This is a genomic window from Mesorhizobium sp. M0518 (genome assembly GCF_040321125.1).
Taxonomy (GTDB): Bacteria; Pseudomonadota; Alphaproteobacteria; order Rhizobiales; family Rhizobiaceae; genus Mesorhizobium.
Genome location: NZ_JAMYQY010000030.1, coordinates 1 through 17494 on the forward strand (window position 1 = coordinate 1; position 17494 = coordinate 17494).

Consider the following 17494-nt stretch of genomic DNA (forward strand, 5'->3'; position numbering starts at 1 on the left):
GCATTGCCCGCGCGTTGGCTGCCGATCCGGAGCTTATCATCTGCGACGAGATCACGTCCGCGCTCGACCAGATCGTCCAAGAGGAAATTCTCAAGCTTCTCATACGTCTCCAACGTGAACTCGGAATGAGCTACATCTTCATTACCCATGACATTGCTACCGTGCGCGCGATAGCCGACGAAATCGTCGTCATGCACCGCGGCAAAGTCGTCGAGCAAGGATTGAAGAGCGAAGTTCTCACGCCACCGCACGCGGCCTATACCGAACGGCTATTGTCCTCTGTTCCGGAAATGAATCCGGACTGGCTGACAAGGCTGCTGGCCAGCCGGAAGATCTGACGGATCGGCTATCCGTCAACGCCCGGCATATTCCTCACGATCAGCTTCCTTCGCGATCACCCGATGTCAGCCATATGGCCGGCAACGCCGTTACGATCTTTCCTGGAGCGCTAACGCTGCTCGATCAGCGTCTTTGCCGCATTTTTCCCCACCGCGAGGATGCGATCGGACAATTCCGTTCCGCCCACGGCGCGGGCCATTTGCAGCGTGCCGAGGAGCGTTGCAAAGACAGCCAGCGCCACGCCTTCCGGATTCTTGGCCTGCGGTAGCGCTTCCGCCAACTGGCGCACCAAAGCCAGCAGGTGGTCTGTATAGGCTTCACGCGTTTCAGGCGGCTGACGGGCGAGCTCCGGCAGCAGCGCAGCTGACGCGCAGCCCTTTCCGGGATTGTCCCGGTGCTCGGCCGACAGATACGTGTCGATGGCCATCTCCACGCCCGAAGCCAATGCTTCCGCCAGTTGCTGCGCCTGAAGCTCCATCGCCGCCGCCACGCTTTCGCGGACAAGCTGCGCCTTGGATTGAAAGTGTGGATAGAAGGCGCCGTTCGTCAGCCCGGCGTCGCTCATGATGGTCGCCAGTCCGGACGCAGCTATGCCGTCGCCGCGAAAGCGTTCCGCTGCGACCTCCATGATCCGTCCGCGCGAGGTGTCCTTCCGGCCCTTTTCGTAGCGCATGGCTGCTATTCCTTTCTGCTATTGCATTATGAACGTAATCTGATATTACGACTGTAATTCAACGGGCGCAAAAAAGCTAGCCCTCATGATTTTGGAGCACGAAATGAATGCGAATTCCGGAAAAACCGCTGTTGTGACGGGAGCCTCTTCGGGCATTGGCCGCGCCAGTGCCGAGGCTCTGGCAAGGGCGGGGTTCACGGTTTTCGGAACCAGCCGGCGCAAGGCCGACGACGGCCCGGATGGGGTGACCATGCTGGTTTGCGACGTGACCGACGGTGAAGCCGTTGCCGCACTCGTTTCGACGGTGCTGTCGCAGACCGGCCGGATCGACCTCCTGGTCAACAATGCCGGCGTCGGCCAGCTTGGAGGCGCCGAGGAATTCTCGATTGCACAGGTGCAGGCCTTGTTCGACGTCAATCTGTTCGGCGTCATCCGCATGACCAATGCTGTGCTGCCGTCGATGCGGCGGCGCGGCGAGGGGCGCATTGTCAATATCGGCTCTGTGCTGGGACTAGTGCCGGCGCCGTATTCAGCGCATTATTCGGCAGTCAAGCACGCGCTCGAGGGCTATTCGGAATCGCTCGACCATGAGGTTCGTGCCTTCAATATTCGCGTCTCGGTCATCGAGCCGGCATTCGTTCGTACTGTCTTCGACCAGAACGGGATCCAGCCGGATTCGCCTTTGCAGGAATACGATCAGGCTCGAGCTACGCTGGAAGCGCTGCTTCGCGATGTGATGCCTGTCGCCGATCGGCCCGAAGTGGTGGCGCAGGTGGTCGTCAAAGCAGCGACCGATGCCCGTCCGCAACGGCGCTACACCGCCGGCAAGGCAGCGCGCCAAGTCAGCCTGCTGCGTCGCTTTGCTCCCGCGGGGATATTCGACAAGAGCCTGCGCAAACAGTTCCGCCTGCCGGTCTGAACGACAGCGAGCAGAGGATTTCACGCACATGCGACTAGCCAAAAATACTCTCAGAAAGTCACTGCCATGAAGGCATTCGTCGTCGACCAGTATAGCAAGAAAGGCACGCTGCGGCTGGCCGAAATGCCGGAGCCGAAACTCGGGGACAGCGATGTCCTGGTCGAGGTCCACGCCGCGGCGGTGAACCTGCTCGATTCCAAGGTCAAAACCGGAGAGTTCAAGCTGATCCTACCCTATCGCCGGCCGTTCATCCTGGGTCACGACGTGGCCGGGAGGGTTGTCCGCGTGGGATCGACAGTCCGCAAGTTCAAACTCGGCGACGACGTCTATGCGAGGCCGCGCGATGGCCGGATCGGGACATTCGCCGAGTTCATAGCCATGGATGAGGCCGATGTAGCCCTGAAGCCCGGGAACCTCAGCATGGAAGAGGCGGCCTCGATCCCGCTGGTCGGCCTGACCGCCTGGCAGGCGCTCATCGAAAGGGCCAACCTGAAGAGGGGACAGAAGGTCTTCATTCAAGCCGGATCCGGCGGCGTGGGGACATTCGCCATCCAACTGGCAAAGCATCTCGGCGCGACCGTTGCGACCACCGCCAGCGCGGCGAGTGCCGGTCTGGTCAAGGGGCTCGGCGCCGATGTCGTCGTCGACTACAAGAAAGACGATTTCGAAAAAGTGCTGTCGGGCTACGACGTCGTCTTGAACAGCCAGGACACAAAGACACTTGAAAAGTCACTGAATGTGCTGAAACCGGGAGGCAAGCTCATCTCCATCTCCGGCCCACCGGATCCCGACTTCGCCAGGGAAAAGGGACTGAACATGGTGCTGAAGCTGGTGCTTCGCCTGCTGAGCCGCGGTATTCGAGCGAGAGCCAAGCGCCGTGGCGTGACGTTCTCGTTTCTCTTCATGTGGGCGCAGGGCGAGCAATTGAGCAAGATCGCATCGCTCATCGAAGCCGGTGCGATCCGCCCGGTTGTCGACCGGGTCTTTCCCTTCGAAGCCGCCAACGAGGCGCTGGCCTATGTCGAAACAGGACGCGCCAAGGGCAAGGTCGTCATCAAGGTCCGATAGCAACTCAGCTGCGATCGAGGTCAGCCGCGCCGGGCTGCATCGATCGCCGCGACGTCGATCTTCGTCATCTCCATCATCGCATCAAAGGCGCGTTTGGCTTCCTCGCCGCCGGCCGCCATGGCCTCGGTCAACGTGCGCGGCGTGATTTGCCAGGACACGCCCCATTTGTCCTTGCACCAGCCGCACGCGCTCTCCTGGCCGCCATTGCCGACGATGGCATTCCAGTAGCGGTCGGTTTCCTGCTGATCGTCGGTGGCGATCTGGAACGAGAAGGCCTCGCTCTGCTTGAATGTGGAGCCGCCGTTCAATCCGATGCAGGGAATGCCGGCAACGGTAAAATCGACCGTCAACACGTCGCCTTTCTTGCCGGACGGAAAGTCGCTCGGCGCACGGTGAACGGCGCCACCCTGGTGTCGGGAAAGGTCTCCGCGTAGAAGCGAGCCGCAGCCTCGGCGTCCTTGTCGAACCAGAGGCAAATCGTGTTCTTTGGCATCGTTGGCATTGCGTGTTCCTTTCGGTGTTAGAGTTGGCGGAGGTCAGCCCAGCAAATTACGTGCCGTGCGCATGAAGATCCTTGACCCGATCGGGATCAGGTCGTCGGGAAAGTCATAGTCGGGATTGTGCAAGGCAGGGTGCCGCTCGCCTGCACCGAGGAAGAACATCGCCGACTTGGCACTATGGCCGAACAGGCCGAAATCTTCAGAGGCGCGCATCGGCAGGGCTTCTTCGCCGTGCGCGACGCCCTCTTCATCGAGCGCGCGCCGCAGATGCTCCACCGCGTCCGGCGCGTTGACGCTGGCGACGAAGATCTCGTGATAGTCCCAGCGGACGGAAAGGCGATGCTCGCCCGCGATCCTGGCGACCAGTGCTTCGGCAGCAGCGCACAGGTTTGCCATGCGCTCGTCACGCCGGGTGCGCAGCGTTGCCCACACCTCGGCGTGAGCCGGCGCGATGCCGAACACGGCTTCGCCCATCGCGGCATGGGTGACCGTCAGCATGGAGAAATCGTCATCGGCGAAGGTTCCGCGCCCGAGCGCCGGCAGCGCCGGCATCAACTCACTGATCGCCAGCATCGGCGAGATGCCGGTCTCCGGCATGGACGAATGGGCGGTCTTGCCTTCCAGCACGATGCGCATGCCGCGTGATGCACAGTTGACCACGCCGGCTTTGAGCCGCACCTCGCCGAACGGCACGCCGGGCAGGTTGTGCAATGAGAAAGCGAAATCCGGCACGATCTCGCCGAAGCGCGGATCGGCGACGACGCCGGCCGCGCCATTGCCGGTTTCCTCCGCCGGCTGGAACATCAGCACGACGCGGCCGCTTGCAGGCCTCTCGCGCCCCAACTGACGGCCGAGGGATGCCAGGATCGCGGTGTGTCCGTCATGGCCGCACATATGCGACTTGCCCGGCACGCGCGACGAATGCGGCACGCCTGAAAGTTCTTCGATAGGCAAGGCATCGAGTTCCGAACGGAACAGCACCGTCGGCCCCGCTTTGCCGCTGTCATATATGGCCGCGACGCCGTGCCCGCCGAGCTGTGTCAGCACCTTGTCCGGCCCCGTATCGGCGAGGAAGGCGACGACCTCTTTTGCGGTCTTCTCCTCTTCATTCGAGATTTCCGGTTGCTGATGCAGCTTGCGCCGCCATTCGGTTAGTTCGACAATGTCTCGATTGGTCAAAGTCATGCTTTTTCAGCCTCCGCTGCACTCTTCATTTCATTGACACGTCCAGTCACAGGGGGTGTCAAACGCAATGTTGAATTGCTAGCGATAAAGGGCAGTTCCCGCCACAGTCCAAGTTTCGGGCTTCGGCAGGCCAGAAACGACCGTTCTCCCAGCCACTCTCAGCCTATTGATTGATCTCGGGCTCGACGAGCTTTGCCAGATTTCTGAGCGACTCCTGCCAGCCGAGATAGCAGGCCTCGACCGGAATGACGTCCGGAATGCCCGCCTGGGTGATGTCGATTTCAGTGCCGACCGACACTTTTTTCAAGACCACGGTCACTCGTATCTCGCCGGGCAGGTTGGGATCGTCGAACCTGTCGGTGTAAAGCAGGCGCTCGCCCGGAACGAGTTCGAGATATTCGCCGCCGAAGGAGTGGCTGTCGCCGGTGGTGAAATTGCGGAACGACATCTTGAACGTGCCTCCGACCTTTGCCTCGAAATTATGGACCGTGCAGGTGAAGCCGTTTGGCGGAAGCCACTTGGCCAGCGCGTCCGCTTCAACGAAGGCGCGATAGACCTTTTCCGGGCTGGTCGTCAGAACGCGGTGCAAACGTACGGTGCCGGGCATTGCTGGATCCTTTCATGAATGCCTGTTCGATACCCCAAGGACGGACGAAGGCTAGCCAGTCCGACATTGGTTTGCGAATTTTTTGGGTTTGCGAATTTTTTGAGGCGCACGGCCTGCGTACCCACAGGCATGCCGTTCGACCCCGCGCCTGTCGGGCGAGGCGGCGGACGAACTGCACCGGCTCTGGAGCTGGCGTTCACCTGCTAAATCGGGTTCCTGAGCCATCTTGTTGTTCAGGCGCGGTTTTGCCGATTGGCGCGAACGGCCGCGCGTCCCGGCCAATGCTTCGAACGCGCTAAATAGGGCAGCGCGTCTTTGCCGTCCATGTGCCGATCATTAGAATTTGCATCTGATCAGAGTTGATTTCCTATCAGGCCGTTAATGCGGCCATGCTTTTAATAAGCATTTGCTAATAAATCCTCCGAACCTGAGGCGAGCAATGACCAAGAATCTCGGCAATGCACGTCATACGCCAGCGAAGGACCAGCAGGTCTCCCTTCTAGGCAAAGCCGCGCCGGCACTTTTTCCGCTGGTCGTGGCGGCACTGGGCTACATGATTGGCAAGCAGTTCTTCGGCATCTAGCCGCGAAGACAGGGTCTTCCGTTCCCCAAACGTCCCGGCGGACCAACCATGTCAACGCCGCGGGGCGCCGTTGACATTGCAGCGGCGTGTCGCCGGACATCAACGTCAAACATGGACGTCGCCGAAGGAAAGTTCGCCGTCGTCGCCGGCCGCGAAGAAGGCGAAGGCGAGCAGCCCGACATAGAAAGCCGCCACAAAGACCACGATCGCCACACCGGGAATCGGGCCAAGGGCGGCGCTGTCTACGGCCTCGCGAAGCGAGCCGACAAAGCCGGTCCTGACACCTGCGGACTGAAGGCTGGGGGTCGATATCTTCAGCACCCAGGCCAGCAGCAGGATCAGGAAGAGATAGAGATAATTTCGCCGCAGGCGGCGCGCCAGCGCGACACGTTGCGACAGCAGGAATTTCGGCGCGCGCAGGCCTTCGCCGACGATGAGCAGCCAGTCCGAGGCGAAGTCGGGCTGTGGGGAAAAGATCTGGGCGAAATAGTGGCGTTCGAACTGGCGTACGCGCGCCCGATAGAAATCGAAGAACCGATAGCGGCGCGCCTCGATCCACAGCAGCAGCAGGATCAGCAGCATGGCGAACAGCAGCACGCCGTGATGCGCACTGGCCGTCGACAGCGATACCGAAAGCAGCGCCGCCACCACCGTGATTGCCCAGTTGGTTGTCCTGTCCAGCCGGTCGCGCCATCCTGCCATGCGAGCGATCTCGGCGCGGTGGAAATGGGACAGCGTGTTGACGCGCTCCGCCGATGAAAGGACGGGGCCAGCGGGCTTTGCCGACGCGTCGTTCATGGCATCCTCCGGCAAGGAACAGAACAGTTTGCCGGCAACATCGTTCCAAGACGCGTCACGCAAGAGCGGCATCGGCCACTCGTGATCTATCTCGGCTGCACGGCCCTTGAGAATCCTTCAGCCTTCGGCAACATGGCGGTAGGGCTGGGAGCGCGAAGATGAGCAAGGCTATTTCCACCGCATCATCGAGGGTCCCGCGCAAGGCGCCGATGGCTCTGACCGAGGATCTCATCGCGCGCACCATGCGTGCTGTCGAGGATGCCGGGCCGACGCCGGGCATGGTTCACATGATCGATGCCGACTATGCGCGCATCCGCGACGAGGTGCTGGCCGGCGCTCCGGCCGGGCCGCTGAAACTATTTGCCTATGGCTCGCTGTTGTGGAAGCCCGCCGGCGAGGTGAGGGGCGGAGAACGCGCGGTGGCCAGCGGCTGGCATCGTTCGTTCTGCTTCACGGTGCAGCGTTTTCGCGGCACGGTCGAGCAGCCTGGCCTGATGATGGCGCTCGATCGCGGCGGCCAGTGCCAGGGCATGGTGTTCGAGATCGCGGAGCCGCTGGCGGCTAACCTCGAAGCGCTGCTGCGCCGCGAAATGACCATCCTGCCCGCCGTCAACGTGCCGCGCTGGCTGCAGGTCAGGACCGAAGGCGGCCCATGTCGCGCGCTTGGCTTCGTCGTCGATCCCGCCAATCCGCGTTATGCCGGCAAGCTCGACAAGCAGGCGATCGCGGCGACGCTGGTGACAGCCGCCGGTCATTGGGGCTCGGGCGCGCAATATCTTTTCGAGACGATCCGCCACCTCGAAGCCTGCGGCATCCGCGACCGCAATCTGTGGCGGTTGCAGGAATTGGTGGCCGTGGAGATCGGGCTGACCATCGCCCAGAAGTGATCCGCCCAGAAGTGATCCGCTCAGACGCGGCACGCTTCAGTCGTGTTTGGCCCCGGATGTTTGCAGGCCACAGCACTTTTCGAAGCAAATCTCTGATTTTGGAAGTCTCCGCAGTGAGGGTTTAATGAATTGAAAACAGTTCTGGCCCAACGATGACCTGAACACCGGCGCAGGAAACGGTGCGCGTGGGCAAATCATGAAATCCTCGACCGGAGAGCATTACCCAGCGCTGGATCATGTTCGTGGCCTGGCGGCCTTTCTTGTCTTTTCCTGGCATTTCCTTCATGCGTCTCCTGAAGGCCCGGTGCCTTATGACTTCGTGCCGGCTCTTCCCCTCTTCAGCGTTCTGGATGAAGGGCATACTGGCGTTTCCCTGTTCATGGCGCTTTCCGGGTACCTGTTCGCCAAGCTGCTCGATGGAAAGCAGATCAACTATCTGCCCTTCTTTGCCAACAGGGCCCTCAGGCTGCTTCCGCTTCTGCTGGTCGTGATATGTATCGAGGCTTGCCGCAGGTACCTGGCCGGACAGTCCCTCGACGGGTATTTCACGGGCGTCGGATTGGGGTTTCTTTTTCCCACCCTCCCGAATGGCGGCTGGTCGGTAACGATCGAAGCGCACTTCTACCTGTTGCTGCCGTTCTTGCTGATGGCATCCAGGCGGTTTGTGTTCGCGCCCTTGCTGTTCATCGCGGCAGCCATTGTGCTGAGGTCCGTCCTGTATGTGCAGATCGGTGAAGTGCAGTCGGCGGCGTCCGTAACCATCATAGGCCATGCGGATCAGTTCCTGGCCGGCATTCTTGCCTTCCACCTGCGTGCCCACGCGAAGAACCAACACTGGCTGGCGCTGGCCGTTCTCATGGCTTTTTCGGGGTTCTTCTGGTGGTTCGATGCAGCCGGCGGATTTTACCAACTGGGCCGCTATCCGTCGCCTCATTGGATATGGATCATCCTGCCGACCCTGGAGGCGGCAGCCTATTCATTCGGCATCGCCTACTACGACACGAGCTTTTCGAAAAAGCGAACAAGCCCGCCGTTCAGGATACTGGAGAAGGCGGGGGCCTACAGCTATTCGATCTATCTTCTGCACCTGTTCTTCGTCATGCAATTGGCGGCGTTCATAGACACGAATGTCATGAGCATCAGCAATTTCTACGTCGCATGCCTCTGGTCCGCATTGTGCTTCGTGGCGACGATCCCGATCGGCTATCTCAGCTACACCTGCGTCGAGGCGCCATTCCTGCGCCTGCGTCTGCGCTATATGGACCGAAAGCCCGAAACTGCGGCATCGACCGCGGCTGAGCTTGGATCGGTCATCGCCCATAGACCGACCTCGTTCAGCCGTCCCTGAGCCACACCAGCATTTCGCCGGGCTCGCGGTTGTCCCAGGCGAAATAGGGAATGGCGGTCAGGCGCGTCTCGGCGGTGGTCGGCGGCTCGGGCCTGTAGAGCCCGTCCTGCCAGCCGTCGGGGACATCGGCAAGTGCCGCGGTCGACAGCGTCACCACACCGCCGAGAAGTTCCGGCCGGTGCTGCGCTTCGATGGTGGCCGTCCGCGGCAGCGTCAGGCGATGCGGCTGGCTGTCATTGTCTGATGCCTCGACGCAATAAATCAGCGGACCGCGCGACAGCGCGACGCGGCCCGCATCCTGGCGCACCTGCGGGTTGGCATAGAGCCGCTCGATCGGCATTTCGAGATCGAGCCGGACATTGTCGCCCTTTTTCCATGTCCGCTTGATCGCGGCGTAGCCGTCGCTGGTGATTTCAGCCAGCTTGATGGCTTCGCGGTTCACCTTCAACTGGGCACTGGCGCTCCAGGCGGGAATGCGCAGGTGCAAGGTGAATTCGACCGGCGCCTGCGGTTCGAGCGCGATCTCGACGGCGCCGTCCCAGGGATACCTGCTCGTCTGCGTCAGGCTGACCGGGACGCCCGATATGTCGAAACGGGCGGTCGAGTCGCCATAGAGGTGGATGGCCAACGCATCGTCGGCCAGGCTGTAGAAATAGCTGCCGATCGAGGCGACCATGCGCCCGATATTGGGTGGGCAGCACGGGCAGCGGTGCCATTTCCACCTGTTGTGCTTGCCCCGGCTTTCCAATGGATTCTCGTAGAAAAACAGCGAGCCGTCGAGCGACAGGCCCGAGATCGAACCGTTGTAGAGGGCGCGTTCCATCATGTCGGCGTAGCGCGCGTTCGGCCCCATGCCAAGCATGCGGCTGGCCCAGAACACCAGGCCCACCGCTGCACAGGTCTCGGCATAGGCGCTCTCGTTGGGCAGGTCGTAGTCGCTGGTGAACCCCTCATTGTGCGCCGATGGTCCCAGTCCGCCAGTGATATAGAGGCTCTTGGTGGTGAGATCGTCCCACAGAAGGTCGAGTGTCGACCGCAGCGTGTCGTCGCCATATTCGGTGGCGATGTCGGCCATGCCCGAATAGAGGTACATCGCTCTGACCGCATGGCCGACGACCTTGTCCTGTTCGCGCACCGGGATGTGTGACTGGCTGTATTCATAGGTCTTGAAATGATAGGCCTTCGGGTCGGCGCCGCGGGCGCGGGCCTCCTCGTCGAAATAATGTGGCTGCTGCCCGCGCTGGTCGATGAAGTATTTGGCCAGCTCCATGTATTTCCGCTCGCCGGTCACCCGCGCCAGCTTGACCAGTGCCAGCTCGATCTCCTCATGACCGCAATAGCCCTTCTTCTTGCCGGGCTCGGGGCCGAGCACCGACGCGATATGGTCGGCATAGCGGCACATGATGTCGAGCAGCTTGCGTTTTCCCGTCGCCTGGTAATAGGCGACCGCGCCCTCGATCAGGTGGCCGGCGCAATAGAGCTCGTGGCAGTCGCGCAGATTGGTCCAGCGCTTGCCGGGCTGGATGCGCTGATACCAGCTCGAGAGATAGCCGTCCTCCTGCTGCAGCTTGCCATACATGTCGATGACGGCATCGATCTTCTTCTCCAGTTCGGGGTTCTTGCGCCGGTAAAGCGAATAGGCCGCGGTCTCGATCGTCTTGCCGAGATCGGAATCCCAGAACATCTGCGTGGTCACCGTCGATCCGGTGAATTCCGCGCCCTGGCGATCGGCTTCGTCGGGAGAGGGCGAGTGAAAGGGGATGACTATGCCGGGCGAGGGGCGGTCCGGATCGATCTGCTCCAGCATGCGGGCCTCGACGCAGCGCTCGTAGAGGATGTCGGCGGTGCGTGTGGCGACAGCGTCGGCGCGGTCGCCCCAGAAGCCGTGCACGTCGACCTGCGGCACCGGCAGCGGGCGGAAGGCGAGCTTCGGTTTTCCGGTTTTTGCGGATGGCGATGCGGTCATGAAACTTACTCCATTCGGTCTGTCTATTTGACGGCCCCGGCCATCAGGCCGCGGATGTAGAAGCGCTGCAGCGCCAGGAACAGGATCAGGCACGGCACCATCATCACGGTGACGCCAGCCTGCACCGCGCCCCAGTCGATGGCGCCGAAGCGGCCCGACTGCAGTGCGGTCATCATCACCGGCAGCGTGAACTTGGATTGGTCGGTCATCAGCACGAGGGCGGCGAGGAATTCGTTCCAGGCGCCGAGGAAGGCAAACAGGGCGATGGTGACGACGCCCGGCCAGACCAGCGGCAGCATCACCTTCAAAAGCATTGTGAGATTGCTGGCACCGTCCATGCGGGCGGCCTCCTCGATTTCGCGCGGCACGGCGTCGAAGGCGTTGCGCATCATGAAGATCGAGAACGGCAGTTGCAGCGTCACATAGACGCCGACCAGGCCGGTCAGGGTGTTGTGCAGGCCAAGCTTGGTCAGCACCAGGAAGATCGGCGTCAGGATCGACTGGAACGGGATCATGATCGTCGACAGGATGAGGATGAAGAACAGGTCCTTGAACGGAAACCGGAACCGCGAAAAGCCGTAGCCGGCCAGCACGCTGACGGCGACCGACAGCACCACCGTCATCACCGAGACATAGATGCTGTTTTGCGCCGAGACCCACAGCCCTTCGCCGAAGCTGTTGAGCGTGGCGTAGTTCTCCAGCGAGAAGCCTGTCGTCGGCCAGGGCGGCAGCGGCGGCAGGCGCGCTTCGGCCGCCGGCTTGAACGCCGACAGCACCGCCCAGACGATCGGCGCGGCAAACAGCACCGAGGCGATGATGCCGGTCGAATGCTCTGCGACGCGGCTCAGGAGCCGGCGGCTACGGGAGGCGGCCTGCGCCATCAGTCGAGACCCTCGGGTTTGCGCAACAACCATAGCTGGACGAGGCTGAGCGCCACCAGGATGACCAGCAGCACCATGGAAAGTGCCGCGCCATAGCCGAGCTTGAACGACACGAAGGACTGGTTGAAGATCCAATAGACCGCCGTCAGCGTCTGGTTGCGCGGGCCGCCGCGCAGGATGATGTAGAACTGGTCGAAGGCGAGGATCGAGCCGGCGACCGACAGGATCAGCGCCAGCGCCAGCGTACGACGCATCAGCGGCAAGGTGATCGCCCGGAACCTGGCGAACGGACCGGCACCGTCAATGACTGCGGCCTCCTGCAGATCCTGCGGGATCGATTGCAGGCCGGCCATCAGGATGATCATGGTGAAGCCGGCGACCTTCCAGACGACCATGGCGATGATCGACCAGAAGGCCGGCTGGAAGGTGGCCAGAAGGTTGAACTTCCTGTCGATCAGGCCGAGGTCATAGGCGGCCGGGCTGAACAGGCCGGAATCGACGTTCAACAGCCACGACCAGAGCAGGCTGGCCGAGGCGAAACCGACAACCGCCGGCATGAAGAACATGGTGCGGTAGAGATTGGTCAGCGGCCGCGGCCTTTCGACGAACAGCGCCAGCGGAAAGGCCACCACGAAGATCGCGATGGTGACGATCACGGTGTAGTAGGCGGTGAAGCGCAGCGCGTTCCAGAACCTGGTGTCGCGTAGGATGGCGACGTAGTTGCCGAGGCCGATATAACTGTGCTCGCCCATCAGCGGCCAATTGTGCAGCGACATCCACGCCGTCATGCCGAGCGGGATCAGGAAGAAGACGACGACCAGCGCGACAGCCGGCGCGACATAGAGCAGGCCGATCCATTGTTGGCGGCTGGCGACCCTGCGGGCGCGGGGCGGGGCAGGGGTTGCTGCGGTTGTGATAGAGCTCATGCCGTGCCTGTTCTTCCGTCGGATACAGTTGGCCGCCCCACCTCCCCCTTGTGGGGAGGTCGGACCGAAGGTCCGGGTGGGGGTACTGGCGCTGCCCCCACCCCGCTGCTTTGCAGCGACCCTCGCCACAAGAGGGAGGGTAAAGAACGCGCCGGCCACCCGCCCAGGGAGACGGGCGGGTGGCCGGGTAGGCCGCCGCTATTTTTGCGGCGCCTGGTCGATGATCGACTGCATCGTCTCTTGTGCGTTGGCTATGGCGCCATCGACATCGTCGCCGAAGAAGACCTCGTTGATCATCTGCGTCCACGGCCCGTTGGCGGAGTTGATCAGGTCGTTGAACACCACCGAATAGGGTGTCTTGCCCTTGGCCATAGCCTCGGCGGCGATCTGATAGCGTGGATCGAGGTCCTTCAGTGCCTCCTTGGCGATGTCGCCGCGCACCGGCAGGCTGCCGTATTTGGCGAGGATGGTCTGGCCCTCGAGCGAATAGGCGAAATCGAGGAACTCCTTCACCACGGGCAGTTTCGTGGTGCCCTTGGTGACGACGAAATTGTCGCCGCCGGCAAAGGACGACCAGCCGCTGTCCTTGCCCGGCAGGAAGGTGACGCCGTAGTCGACATCGGGATACTGGGTGTTGAGCGCGCCGATGGCGAAGGCGCCGGACGGCGAGATGCCGATATTGCCGGCGGCGAAGGCGGCAAAGAAGTTGGCGCCGGTGTCGGTCTGCGCACCTGCCGGGACCAGGTCTTTCTTGACCATCGAGCGGTAGAGATCGATGGCGCCGCGCAGCTGCGGGCTGTCCAGCGTCGCTTTCGAGCCGTCCTCCGAGAGGATGTCGCCACCCGACGCCCAGATCAGCGGCGTGAAGGTGAAGATGTTGCAGCCGCCGCAATTGCCGGAGAAGTAGAAGCCCTTGATGTTGCCGCCGAGCGCGTTGACTTTCTCGGCGTCGGTCGCGATCTCGGCCCAGTTGGCAGGGCCTTTTTCAGGGTCGAGGCCAGCCTGCTTGAACAGTTTCTTGTTCCAGATCAGCACCGAGGCGTCGGCGGAGAACGGCAGCCCGTAAATGTGGTCCTTGTAGGTGCCGGTCTTCACATGCGCAGGCGACAGGCTCGAGAAATAGGGCAGGGACTTGGCCCAGTCGGTGATGTCCTCCAGCTGGCCGGCGGCGGCGAAGGAGGGCGTGTAGATCAGGTCGAGCGACAGCGCGTCGGGCGCGGTGCCGCCGGCCGCGGAGGCACCATATTTCGGGATGATCTCGGCATTGGGGATGATGTCGAGCTTGACCTGGTTGGTGTGCGCCTTGTTGTAGGCGTCGACGATCCTCGGCATGAAATTCGAGCCGTCGGCGCGCACCCAGATGTTGGCCGTCTCGGCGGCCGCGGCACCGATGCCGCCACCCAGAACGGCAGCGGCCAGGGCCAGTTTGGCAATAAGGTTCCTCATGTTCTCCTCCTCCAGGGTTGGCCGCGCTCCGCGGCTTGGCGCCGATTGCGCGGCGCTTGGTTTCAGCCATCCAGCGGATGGCCGCATGACTGCCGCACCACCAGCCGGCACGGCAGTTTTCGAATGCCCGGCGCGGCGGGCTTGCCGCCGACCAGCGAAAGCAGGGTCAGCCCGGCCTCGCGCCCGAGAGCAACCAGGTTCATGTCGATGGAGGTCAGCGGCGGACGCGTCGCCTCGGCCACGATCTCCCAATTGTCGAAACCGATGACGCCGATATCGCCGGGTACGTCGAGGCCGCGTTCGCGCAGAGCATCAATGACGCCGCGCGCGATCTGGTCGTTGCCGCAGAAGACCGCGTCCGGCCTTTCGCTTTTGCCGTCGAACAGTTGCGCAACCGCCTGGTGACCCCAGGCTTCCGACCAGGAGCCGAGCAGCGGCTCGCTGACCGTCAGGCCGTTTTCGACGAGCACGTCGCGGTAAGCCTGGACGCGCGCGTGCACCACGGCAAAGCTCGCCGGCCCGGTGACGTGGGCGATGCGCTTGCGGCCCAGCCGGCAGAAATGCTCGACGGCCAGCCGGGCGCCGCCAACATCGTCCGAGACGAAAGCGACGGCGTCGGGATCTGGCTGCGTGAAGGCATAGATCACCGGGACGCGCAGATTGGAGAGGTCGACGGGGAGATGGCGATCGATGCGCTTGCCGGTGGCGATGATGCCGTCCACGCGCTTGTCGAGCATGGCGTCGACATGCATCTGGCCCAGCCGCGGATCCTCCTCGACATTGCACAGGAACACCGAGACGCCATTGTCGACCAGCGCGTCCGAAATGCCCGACATCAACGGCAGCGAGAAGCGGCCATAGGTATCGTTGGTGAGCAGGCCGACGGTGAAGCTACGGCGCCGGAGCAGGCTTTGCGCCAGGCTGTTGGGTCGGAAGCCAAGCCGCCGGGCGGTCTCGCGAATGCGTTCGCGCGTCTCGGCTGTCATCCGGCCCTGGCCGTTGAGCGCCTTGGATGCGGTGGCGACGCTGACTCCGGCCTGGGCGGCCACGTCACGCAAGGTGACTGGCTTGGAAAAGACCGGAACAGGCAGATCGTCCGATGGCATCGCGCCGAGATCCTTGGTTGGGAAAAGGTTTTCTCTTGCCGAGCCGGATAAGGCCCGGCAGGTGGCCGAGCCCGACGACGATTGTTTGAGAAAACCTTTTCTCAGATGAAGCTAAGCCAGATCGAATCGCTGTTCAAGGGGAAAAGTTGGTTGGCCTCCGCTCCTCTCCTCCGAAATGCAACGCGGGGTAAAAGCAGCCTCGGAAGCGCGTAGCTCAGGGGAAGAACGTCAGTCGCAGTGCTGGAGGCCCTCGGTCGAGACGGGGCGGGCTGCCGCTTGGGGCGTGAAGGATTTCAACTCTGCGCCGGAAGCGAGACCCGGCAAGGTTGGCTGGCGAACGCTCTGAAACTCGACCCCGAAAATTCTGAACAATCCCTCGGGATTAACCTTTCCGTAAATATTTGGCCGCTACTTCACAGCCATGGCCTCGTGGCGGAGCGGCTACGCTGGAGACGGCAAATCTCTGAAGCCTCGGTTCGATCCCGAGGCGAGGCCTCCAAAATTTGGCGTCCCAATCTGCCCCGGGCGCAGTCAGTTCCCACGAATAGATTGTGTGTTGCGAATGCAGTAGGGACTGGCCGTCAAAGCAGTCCTGTCTTGAATTTGGCATGCAGGCGCTCGCGAAAAAAGTGCTATGGAAGGGGTGCGAGCGTTCTTGCTTCGCTTTTCCCTGACATTCGAGGCCTTTCGTGCGTGAACCGTCGCTGCTGCCCGTCTTTGGAAAACTTGGCCTCAAGGCCCCTGTCGCCTTGGCGGCGGCACCGGTCTCGTCGGCAGGTGTGCCGCACCTGCGGAAGCTTCTGGCCGTGCATGGCGGCATGGTGCTGAAACTGTCGGTCGTCGCCTGGACGGTGCTGATCCTGGGCGCCGTGTTTTTCACGATGCAAGGCTGACCGCCATGGCCAACCGCTACACGCTGCGCATGGAGCTTCCCCAGAGCTGGAGCATCATCGATGTCTTCACCGGCCAGCCTGCGGTTGTCCGGCAAAAGGTGATGGTCGGGATGGGGCCGCGCGAGGCCGAGGACATGGTCGTGCAGATGAATGTCCGCGACGTCAGACGCCGCGAAAGGGCCGAGCGCAAGACCTGATCGCGGTCAGCGCCAACTCGCCGCCATTTCAGCCGAAATCGGCCGCCGTCAGCACATACATGCTCTTGCGGGTGCGGTCATAGGCCTTCGACGCCACCTCGCGGATGGCGCTGCTCTCGGTGTCGAATGTCTGGAGATAACCGGCTTCGTCGGCAGCTGTGCCCGGCCGCATCTTGGCCATGGCGTCGGCAGCGACGGAAAACGAGATCTGGAACATGCCGTCATGGCCAACGAAACGAATGCGCTGGCCCGCTTCGTCATAGCTGCGGCTGCGGTTGGGAAAGGTGAGGCTCATGTCTTGGCCTCCGTGGCTTTCTTGGTCACCCGCTTCTTCTTCGGCGTCGGATTGAGGGCCTCGGCGACACGATCGGCCTCTTCCTTGGCCAGCCGAAGCTCCCTCAGCCTTGCCGTCTTGATTTCCCTGGCTCTTGCCTCGGACATATATTCGGCGGTCGCCTTGTTTTTCTCCGCTGTCTTCTTCTGCTTGTCGACAAAGCGGGCTTCAGCTTTTTCCATGATCGTCTGATTGCCTTCGGCCATCGAAGAAATCTCCCTTGTGCCTGAAATCGTGAAAGTGAACTTGTCCGATAAATAGGCACTCGATCGGCAAAATTCAATCTTTTGAATTATTTGACATTCTGCGGATATCACGAAACGGCCAGCTGAAATAATACTTTTGAATATTTAATATGGTCCGCGAATAATTTTTGGCACTCCTATCTATCGAGTGCCAACGCGTCTATAGAGGAGGGGCGTGGCCGCCTGTGCCGGCCCCAGAAAGAAAGTTCCCATGAAATTTCGGCCACTCCACGACCGCGTCGTCATTCGTCGCGCCGAAGGCGATATCAAATCCAAGGGCGGGATCATCATCCCCGACACTGCCAAGGAAAAGCCGCAGGAGGGCGAAGTCATCGCCGTCGGGCCTGGCGCACGCGACGAAAACGGCGCGCTTGTTCCGCTCGACGTCAAAGCCGGCGACTTCATCCTGTTCGGCAAATGGTCGGGCACCGAGGTCAAGATCGACGGCGAGGACCTTCTGATCATGAAGGAAGCCGACATCATGGGCGTCATCGACAAGAGCGAGACCGGGATCATCGACAAGGGCGAGACGGCTGCAACCGACAAGACCGTGGCCGCCAAGAAAGCTGCCTGACCTCATTTTCTCCGAACGA

Annotated in this window: 19 protein-coding genes, 1 tRNA gene and 2 pseudogenes; 10 read left to right on the forward strand and 12 right to left on the reverse strand. The window is 62.0% G+C overall.

Annotated elements, in window-relative coordinates:
- Positions 1–338: pseudogene (locus NKI66_RS29355) on the forward strand (ABC transporter); the annotation flags it as partial.
- Between the two features lie 110 nt (positions 339–448).
- On the opposite strand, the gene NKI66_RS29360 reads toward NKI66_RS29355, so the two are convergent.
- Positions 449–1012 carry a TetR/AcrR family transcriptional regulator gene (locus tag NKI66_RS29360; RefSeq protein WP_352753786.1) on the reverse strand — a complete coding sequence of 188 codons (564 nt, stop codon included), beginning with the start codon at positions 1010–1012 and terminating at the stop codon, positions 449–451.
- Positions 1013–1115: 103 nt separating this feature from the next.
- Between NKI66_RS29360 and NKI66_RS29365 the strand changes: the two genes are divergently transcribed.
- Both NKI66_RS29365 and NKI66_RS29370 read left to right on the forward strand, forming a co-directional pair.
- A complete protein-coding gene (locus NKI66_RS29365) occupies positions 1116–1931 on the forward strand; it encodes an oxidoreductase (protein WP_352753787.1) in 816 nt (271 codons plus the stop codon).
- Between the two features lie 66 nt (positions 1932–1997).
- Complete coding sequence (locus tag NKI66_RS29370) at positions 1998–2999, forward strand: NADP-dependent oxidoreductase (RefSeq protein ID WP_352753788.1); 1002 nt, start codon at positions 1998–2000, stop codon at positions 2997–2999.
- 20 nt (positions 3000–3019) lie between these two features.
- On the opposite strand, the pseudogene NKI66_RS29375 reads toward NKI66_RS29370, so the two are convergent.
- The 3 genes and pseudogenes from NKI66_RS29375 to NKI66_RS29385 all read right to left on the reverse strand — a co-directional run bounded on the left by NKI66_RS29375 (position 3020) and on the right by NKI66_RS29385 (position 5291).
- Positions 3020–3501, reverse strand: a pseudogene (locus NKI66_RS29375) (VOC family protein).
- 34 nt (positions 3502–3535) lie between these two features.
- The gene (locus tag NKI66_RS29380; protein WP_023809354.1) at positions 3536–4684 is read right to left on the reverse strand and encodes an amidohydrolase; all 1149 of its coding nucleotides are present in this window, start codon (positions 4682–4684) and stop codon (positions 3536–3538) included.
- A 163-nt stretch (positions 4685–4847) separates the two neighbouring features.
- Positions 4848–5291 carry an SRPBCC family protein gene (locus tag NKI66_RS29385; protein ID WP_023809353.1) on the reverse strand — a complete coding sequence of 148 codons (444 nt, stop codon included), beginning with the start codon at positions 5289–5291 and terminating at the stop codon, positions 4848–4850.
- A 439-nt stretch (positions 5292–5730) separates the two neighbouring features.
- On the opposite strand from NKI66_RS29385, the gene NKI66_RS29390 reads away from it, so the two are divergent.
- Positions 5731–5874: a hypothetical protein gene (locus NKI66_RS29390; protein WP_023809352.1), complete on the forward strand. Its 144-nt coding sequence runs from the start codon at positions 5731–5733 to the stop codon at positions 5872–5874.
- A 105-nt stretch (positions 5875–5979) separates the two neighbouring features.
- Here the strand turns inward: NKI66_RS29390 and NKI66_RS29395 are convergent, their stop codons facing one another.
- Positions 5980–6672 (reverse strand): DUF2270 domain-containing protein, encoded by a 693-nt coding sequence (locus NKI66_RS29395; protein WP_023809351.1) that lies wholly within the window; start codon positions 6670–6672, stop codon positions 5980–5982.
- A gap of 158 nt (positions 6673–6830) precedes the next feature.
- On the opposite strand from NKI66_RS29395, the gene NKI66_RS29400 reads away from it, so the two are divergent.
- Together NKI66_RS29400 and NKI66_RS29405 are read left to right on the forward strand one after the other, a co-directional pair.
- Positions 6831–7559, forward strand: a complete 729-nt coding sequence (locus tag NKI66_RS29400) for a gamma-glutamylcyclotransferase (protein ID WP_023809350.1) — start codon at positions 6831–6833, stop codon at positions 7557–7559.
- Between the two features lie 196 nt (positions 7560–7755).
- Positions 7756–8907: an acyltransferase family protein gene (locus tag NKI66_RS29405; protein WP_023809349.1), complete on the forward strand. Its 1152-nt coding sequence runs from the start codon at positions 7756–7758 to the stop codon at positions 8905–8907.
- Here the strand turns inward: NKI66_RS29405 and NKI66_RS29410 are convergent.
- The 5 genes from NKI66_RS29410 to NKI66_RS29430 all read right to left on the reverse strand — a co-directional run bounded on the left by NKI66_RS29410 (position 8894) and on the right by NKI66_RS29430 (position 15232).
- Entirely contained in the window at positions 8894–10873 is a 1980-nt protein-coding gene (locus tag NKI66_RS29410) for a glycoside hydrolase family 127 protein (protein WP_023809348.1), read from the reverse strand. The genes NKI66_RS29405 and NKI66_RS29410 overlap by 14 nt on opposite strands.
- A 23-nt stretch (positions 10874–10896) precedes the next feature.
- Entirely contained in the window at positions 10897–11754 is an 858-nt protein-coding gene (locus NKI66_RS29415) for a carbohydrate ABC transporter permease (RefSeq protein WP_023809347.1), read from the reverse strand.
- Positions 11754–12680: a carbohydrate ABC transporter permease gene (locus NKI66_RS29420; RefSeq protein WP_023809346.1), complete on the reverse strand. Its 927-nt coding sequence runs from the start codon at positions 12678–12680 to the stop codon at positions 11754–11756. Before NKI66_RS29420 ends, NKI66_RS29415 begins: the two co-directional genes overlap by 1 nt.
- Positions 12681–12878: 198 nt before the next feature.
- Positions 12879–14126, reverse strand: a complete 1248-nt coding sequence (locus NKI66_RS29425) for an ABC transporter substrate-binding protein (protein WP_023809345.1) — start codon at positions 14124–14126, stop codon at positions 12879–12881.
- A 62-nt stretch (positions 14127–14188) separates the two neighbouring features.
- A complete protein-coding gene (locus tag NKI66_RS29430) occupies positions 14189–15232 on the reverse strand; it encodes a LacI family DNA-binding transcriptional regulator (protein ID WP_023809344.1) in 1044 nt (347 codons plus the stop codon).
- A 423-nt stretch (positions 15233–15655) separates the two neighbouring features.
- Between NKI66_RS29430 and NKI66_RS29435 the strand changes: the two genes are divergently transcribed.
- From NKI66_RS29435 to NKI66_RS29445, 3 genes are all read left to right on the forward strand, one after another.
- A tRNA-Cys gene (locus NKI66_RS29435) sits at positions 15656–15731 on the forward strand.
- A 190-nt stretch (positions 15732–15921) separates the two neighbouring features.
- Positions 15922–16125, forward strand: a complete 204-nt coding sequence (locus tag NKI66_RS29440) for a hypothetical protein (protein WP_023809343.1) — start codon at positions 15922–15924, stop codon at positions 16123–16125.
- Between the two features lie 5 nt (positions 16126–16130).
- Positions 16131–16322: a hypothetical protein gene (locus NKI66_RS29445; protein WP_023809342.1), complete on the forward strand. Its 192-nt coding sequence runs from the start codon at positions 16131–16133 to the stop codon at positions 16320–16322.
- A gap of 28 nt (positions 16323–16350) precedes the next feature.
- Here NKI66_RS29445 and NKI66_RS29450 read toward each other — a convergent pair whose 3' ends face one another.
- Positions 16351–16617, reverse strand: a complete 267-nt coding sequence (locus tag NKI66_RS29450) for a DUF1488 family protein (RefSeq protein WP_023809341.1) — start codon at positions 16615–16617, stop codon at positions 16351–16353.
- Positions 16614–16862, reverse strand: coding sequence for a hypothetical protein (locus tag NKI66_RS29455; protein WP_023760015.1), 249 nt, complete (start codon positions 16860–16862; stop codon positions 16614–16616). Before NKI66_RS29455 ends, NKI66_RS29450 begins: the two co-directional genes overlap by 4 nt.
- A gap of 250 nt (positions 16863–17112) precedes the next feature.
- Here NKI66_RS29455 and NKI66_RS29460 point away from each other — a divergent pair, with 250 nt between their 5' ends.
- Positions 17113–17475: a co-chaperone GroES gene (locus NKI66_RS29460; RefSeq protein WP_023809340.1), complete on the forward strand. Its 363-nt coding sequence runs from the start codon at positions 17113–17115 to the stop codon at positions 17473–17475.
- Positions 17476–17494: the final 19 nt, after the last annotated feature.

Coding starts and splice junctions, on each gene's coding strand:
- NKI66_RS29460 (WP_023809340.1), top strand. CDS start 17,113: ATGAAATTTCGGCCACTCCACGACCGCGTCGTCATTCGTCGCGCCGAA.
- NKI66_RS29420 (WP_023809346.1), bottom strand. CDS start 12,680: ATGAGCTCTATCACAACCGCAGCAACCCCTGCCCCGCCCCGCGCCCGC.
- NKI66_RS29385 (WP_023809353.1), bottom strand. CDS start 5,291: ATGCCCGGCACCGTACGTTTGCACCGCGTTCTGACGACCAGCCCGGAA.
- NKI66_RS29430 (WP_023809344.1), bottom strand. CDS start 15,232: ATGCCATCGGACGATCTGCCTGTTCCGGTCTTTTCCAAGCCAGTCACC.
- NKI66_RS29400 (WP_023809350.1), top strand. CDS start 6,831: ATGAGCAAGGCTATTTCCACCGCATCATCGAGGGTCCCGCGCAAGGCG.
- NKI66_RS29395 (WP_023809351.1), bottom strand. CDS start 6,672: ATGAACGACGCGTCGGCAAAGCCCGCTGGCCCCGTCCTTTCATCGGCG.
- NKI66_RS29370 (WP_352753788.1), top strand. CDS start 1,998: ATGAAGGCATTCGTCGTCGACCAGTATAGCAAGAAAGGCACGCTGCGG.
- NKI66_RS29365 (WP_352753787.1), top strand. CDS start 1,116: ATGAATGCGAATTCCGGAAAAACCGCTGTTGTGACGGGAGCCTCTTCG.
- NKI66_RS29455 (WP_023760015.1), bottom strand. CDS start 16,862: ATGGCCGAAGGCAATCAGACGATCATGGAAAAAGCTGAAGCCCGCTTT.
- NKI66_RS29380 (WP_023809354.1), bottom strand. CDS start 4,684: ATGACTTTGACCAATCGAGACATTGTCGAACTAACCGAATGGCGGCGC.
- NKI66_RS29415 (WP_023809347.1), bottom strand. CDS start 11,754: ATGGCGCAGGCCGCCTCCCGTAGCCGCCGGCTCCTGAGCCGCGTCGCA.
- NKI66_RS29405 (WP_023809349.1), top strand. CDS start 7,756: ATGAAATCCTCGACCGGAGAGCATTACCCAGCGCTGGATCATGTTCGT.
- NKI66_RS29450 (WP_023809341.1), bottom strand. CDS start 16,617: ATGAGCCTCACCTTTCCCAACCGCAGCCGCAGCTATGACGAAGCGGGC.
- NKI66_RS29360 (WP_352753786.1), bottom strand. CDS start 1,012: ATGCGCTACGAAAAGGGCCGGAAGGACACCTCGCGCGGACGGATCATG.
- NKI66_RS29390 (WP_023809352.1), top strand. CDS start 5,731: ATGACCAAGAATCTCGGCAATGCACGTCATACGCCAGCGAAGGACCAG.
- NKI66_RS29445 (WP_023809342.1), top strand. CDS start 16,131: ATGGCCAACCGCTACACGCTGCGCATGGAGCTTCCCCAGAGCTGGAGC.
- NKI66_RS29410 (WP_023809348.1), bottom strand. CDS start 10,873: ATGACCGCATCGCCATCCGCAAAAACCGGAAAACCGAAGCTCGCCTTC.
- NKI66_RS29425 (WP_023809345.1), bottom strand. CDS start 14,126: ATGAGGAACCTTATTGCCAAACTGGCCCTGGCCGCTGCCGTTCTGGGT.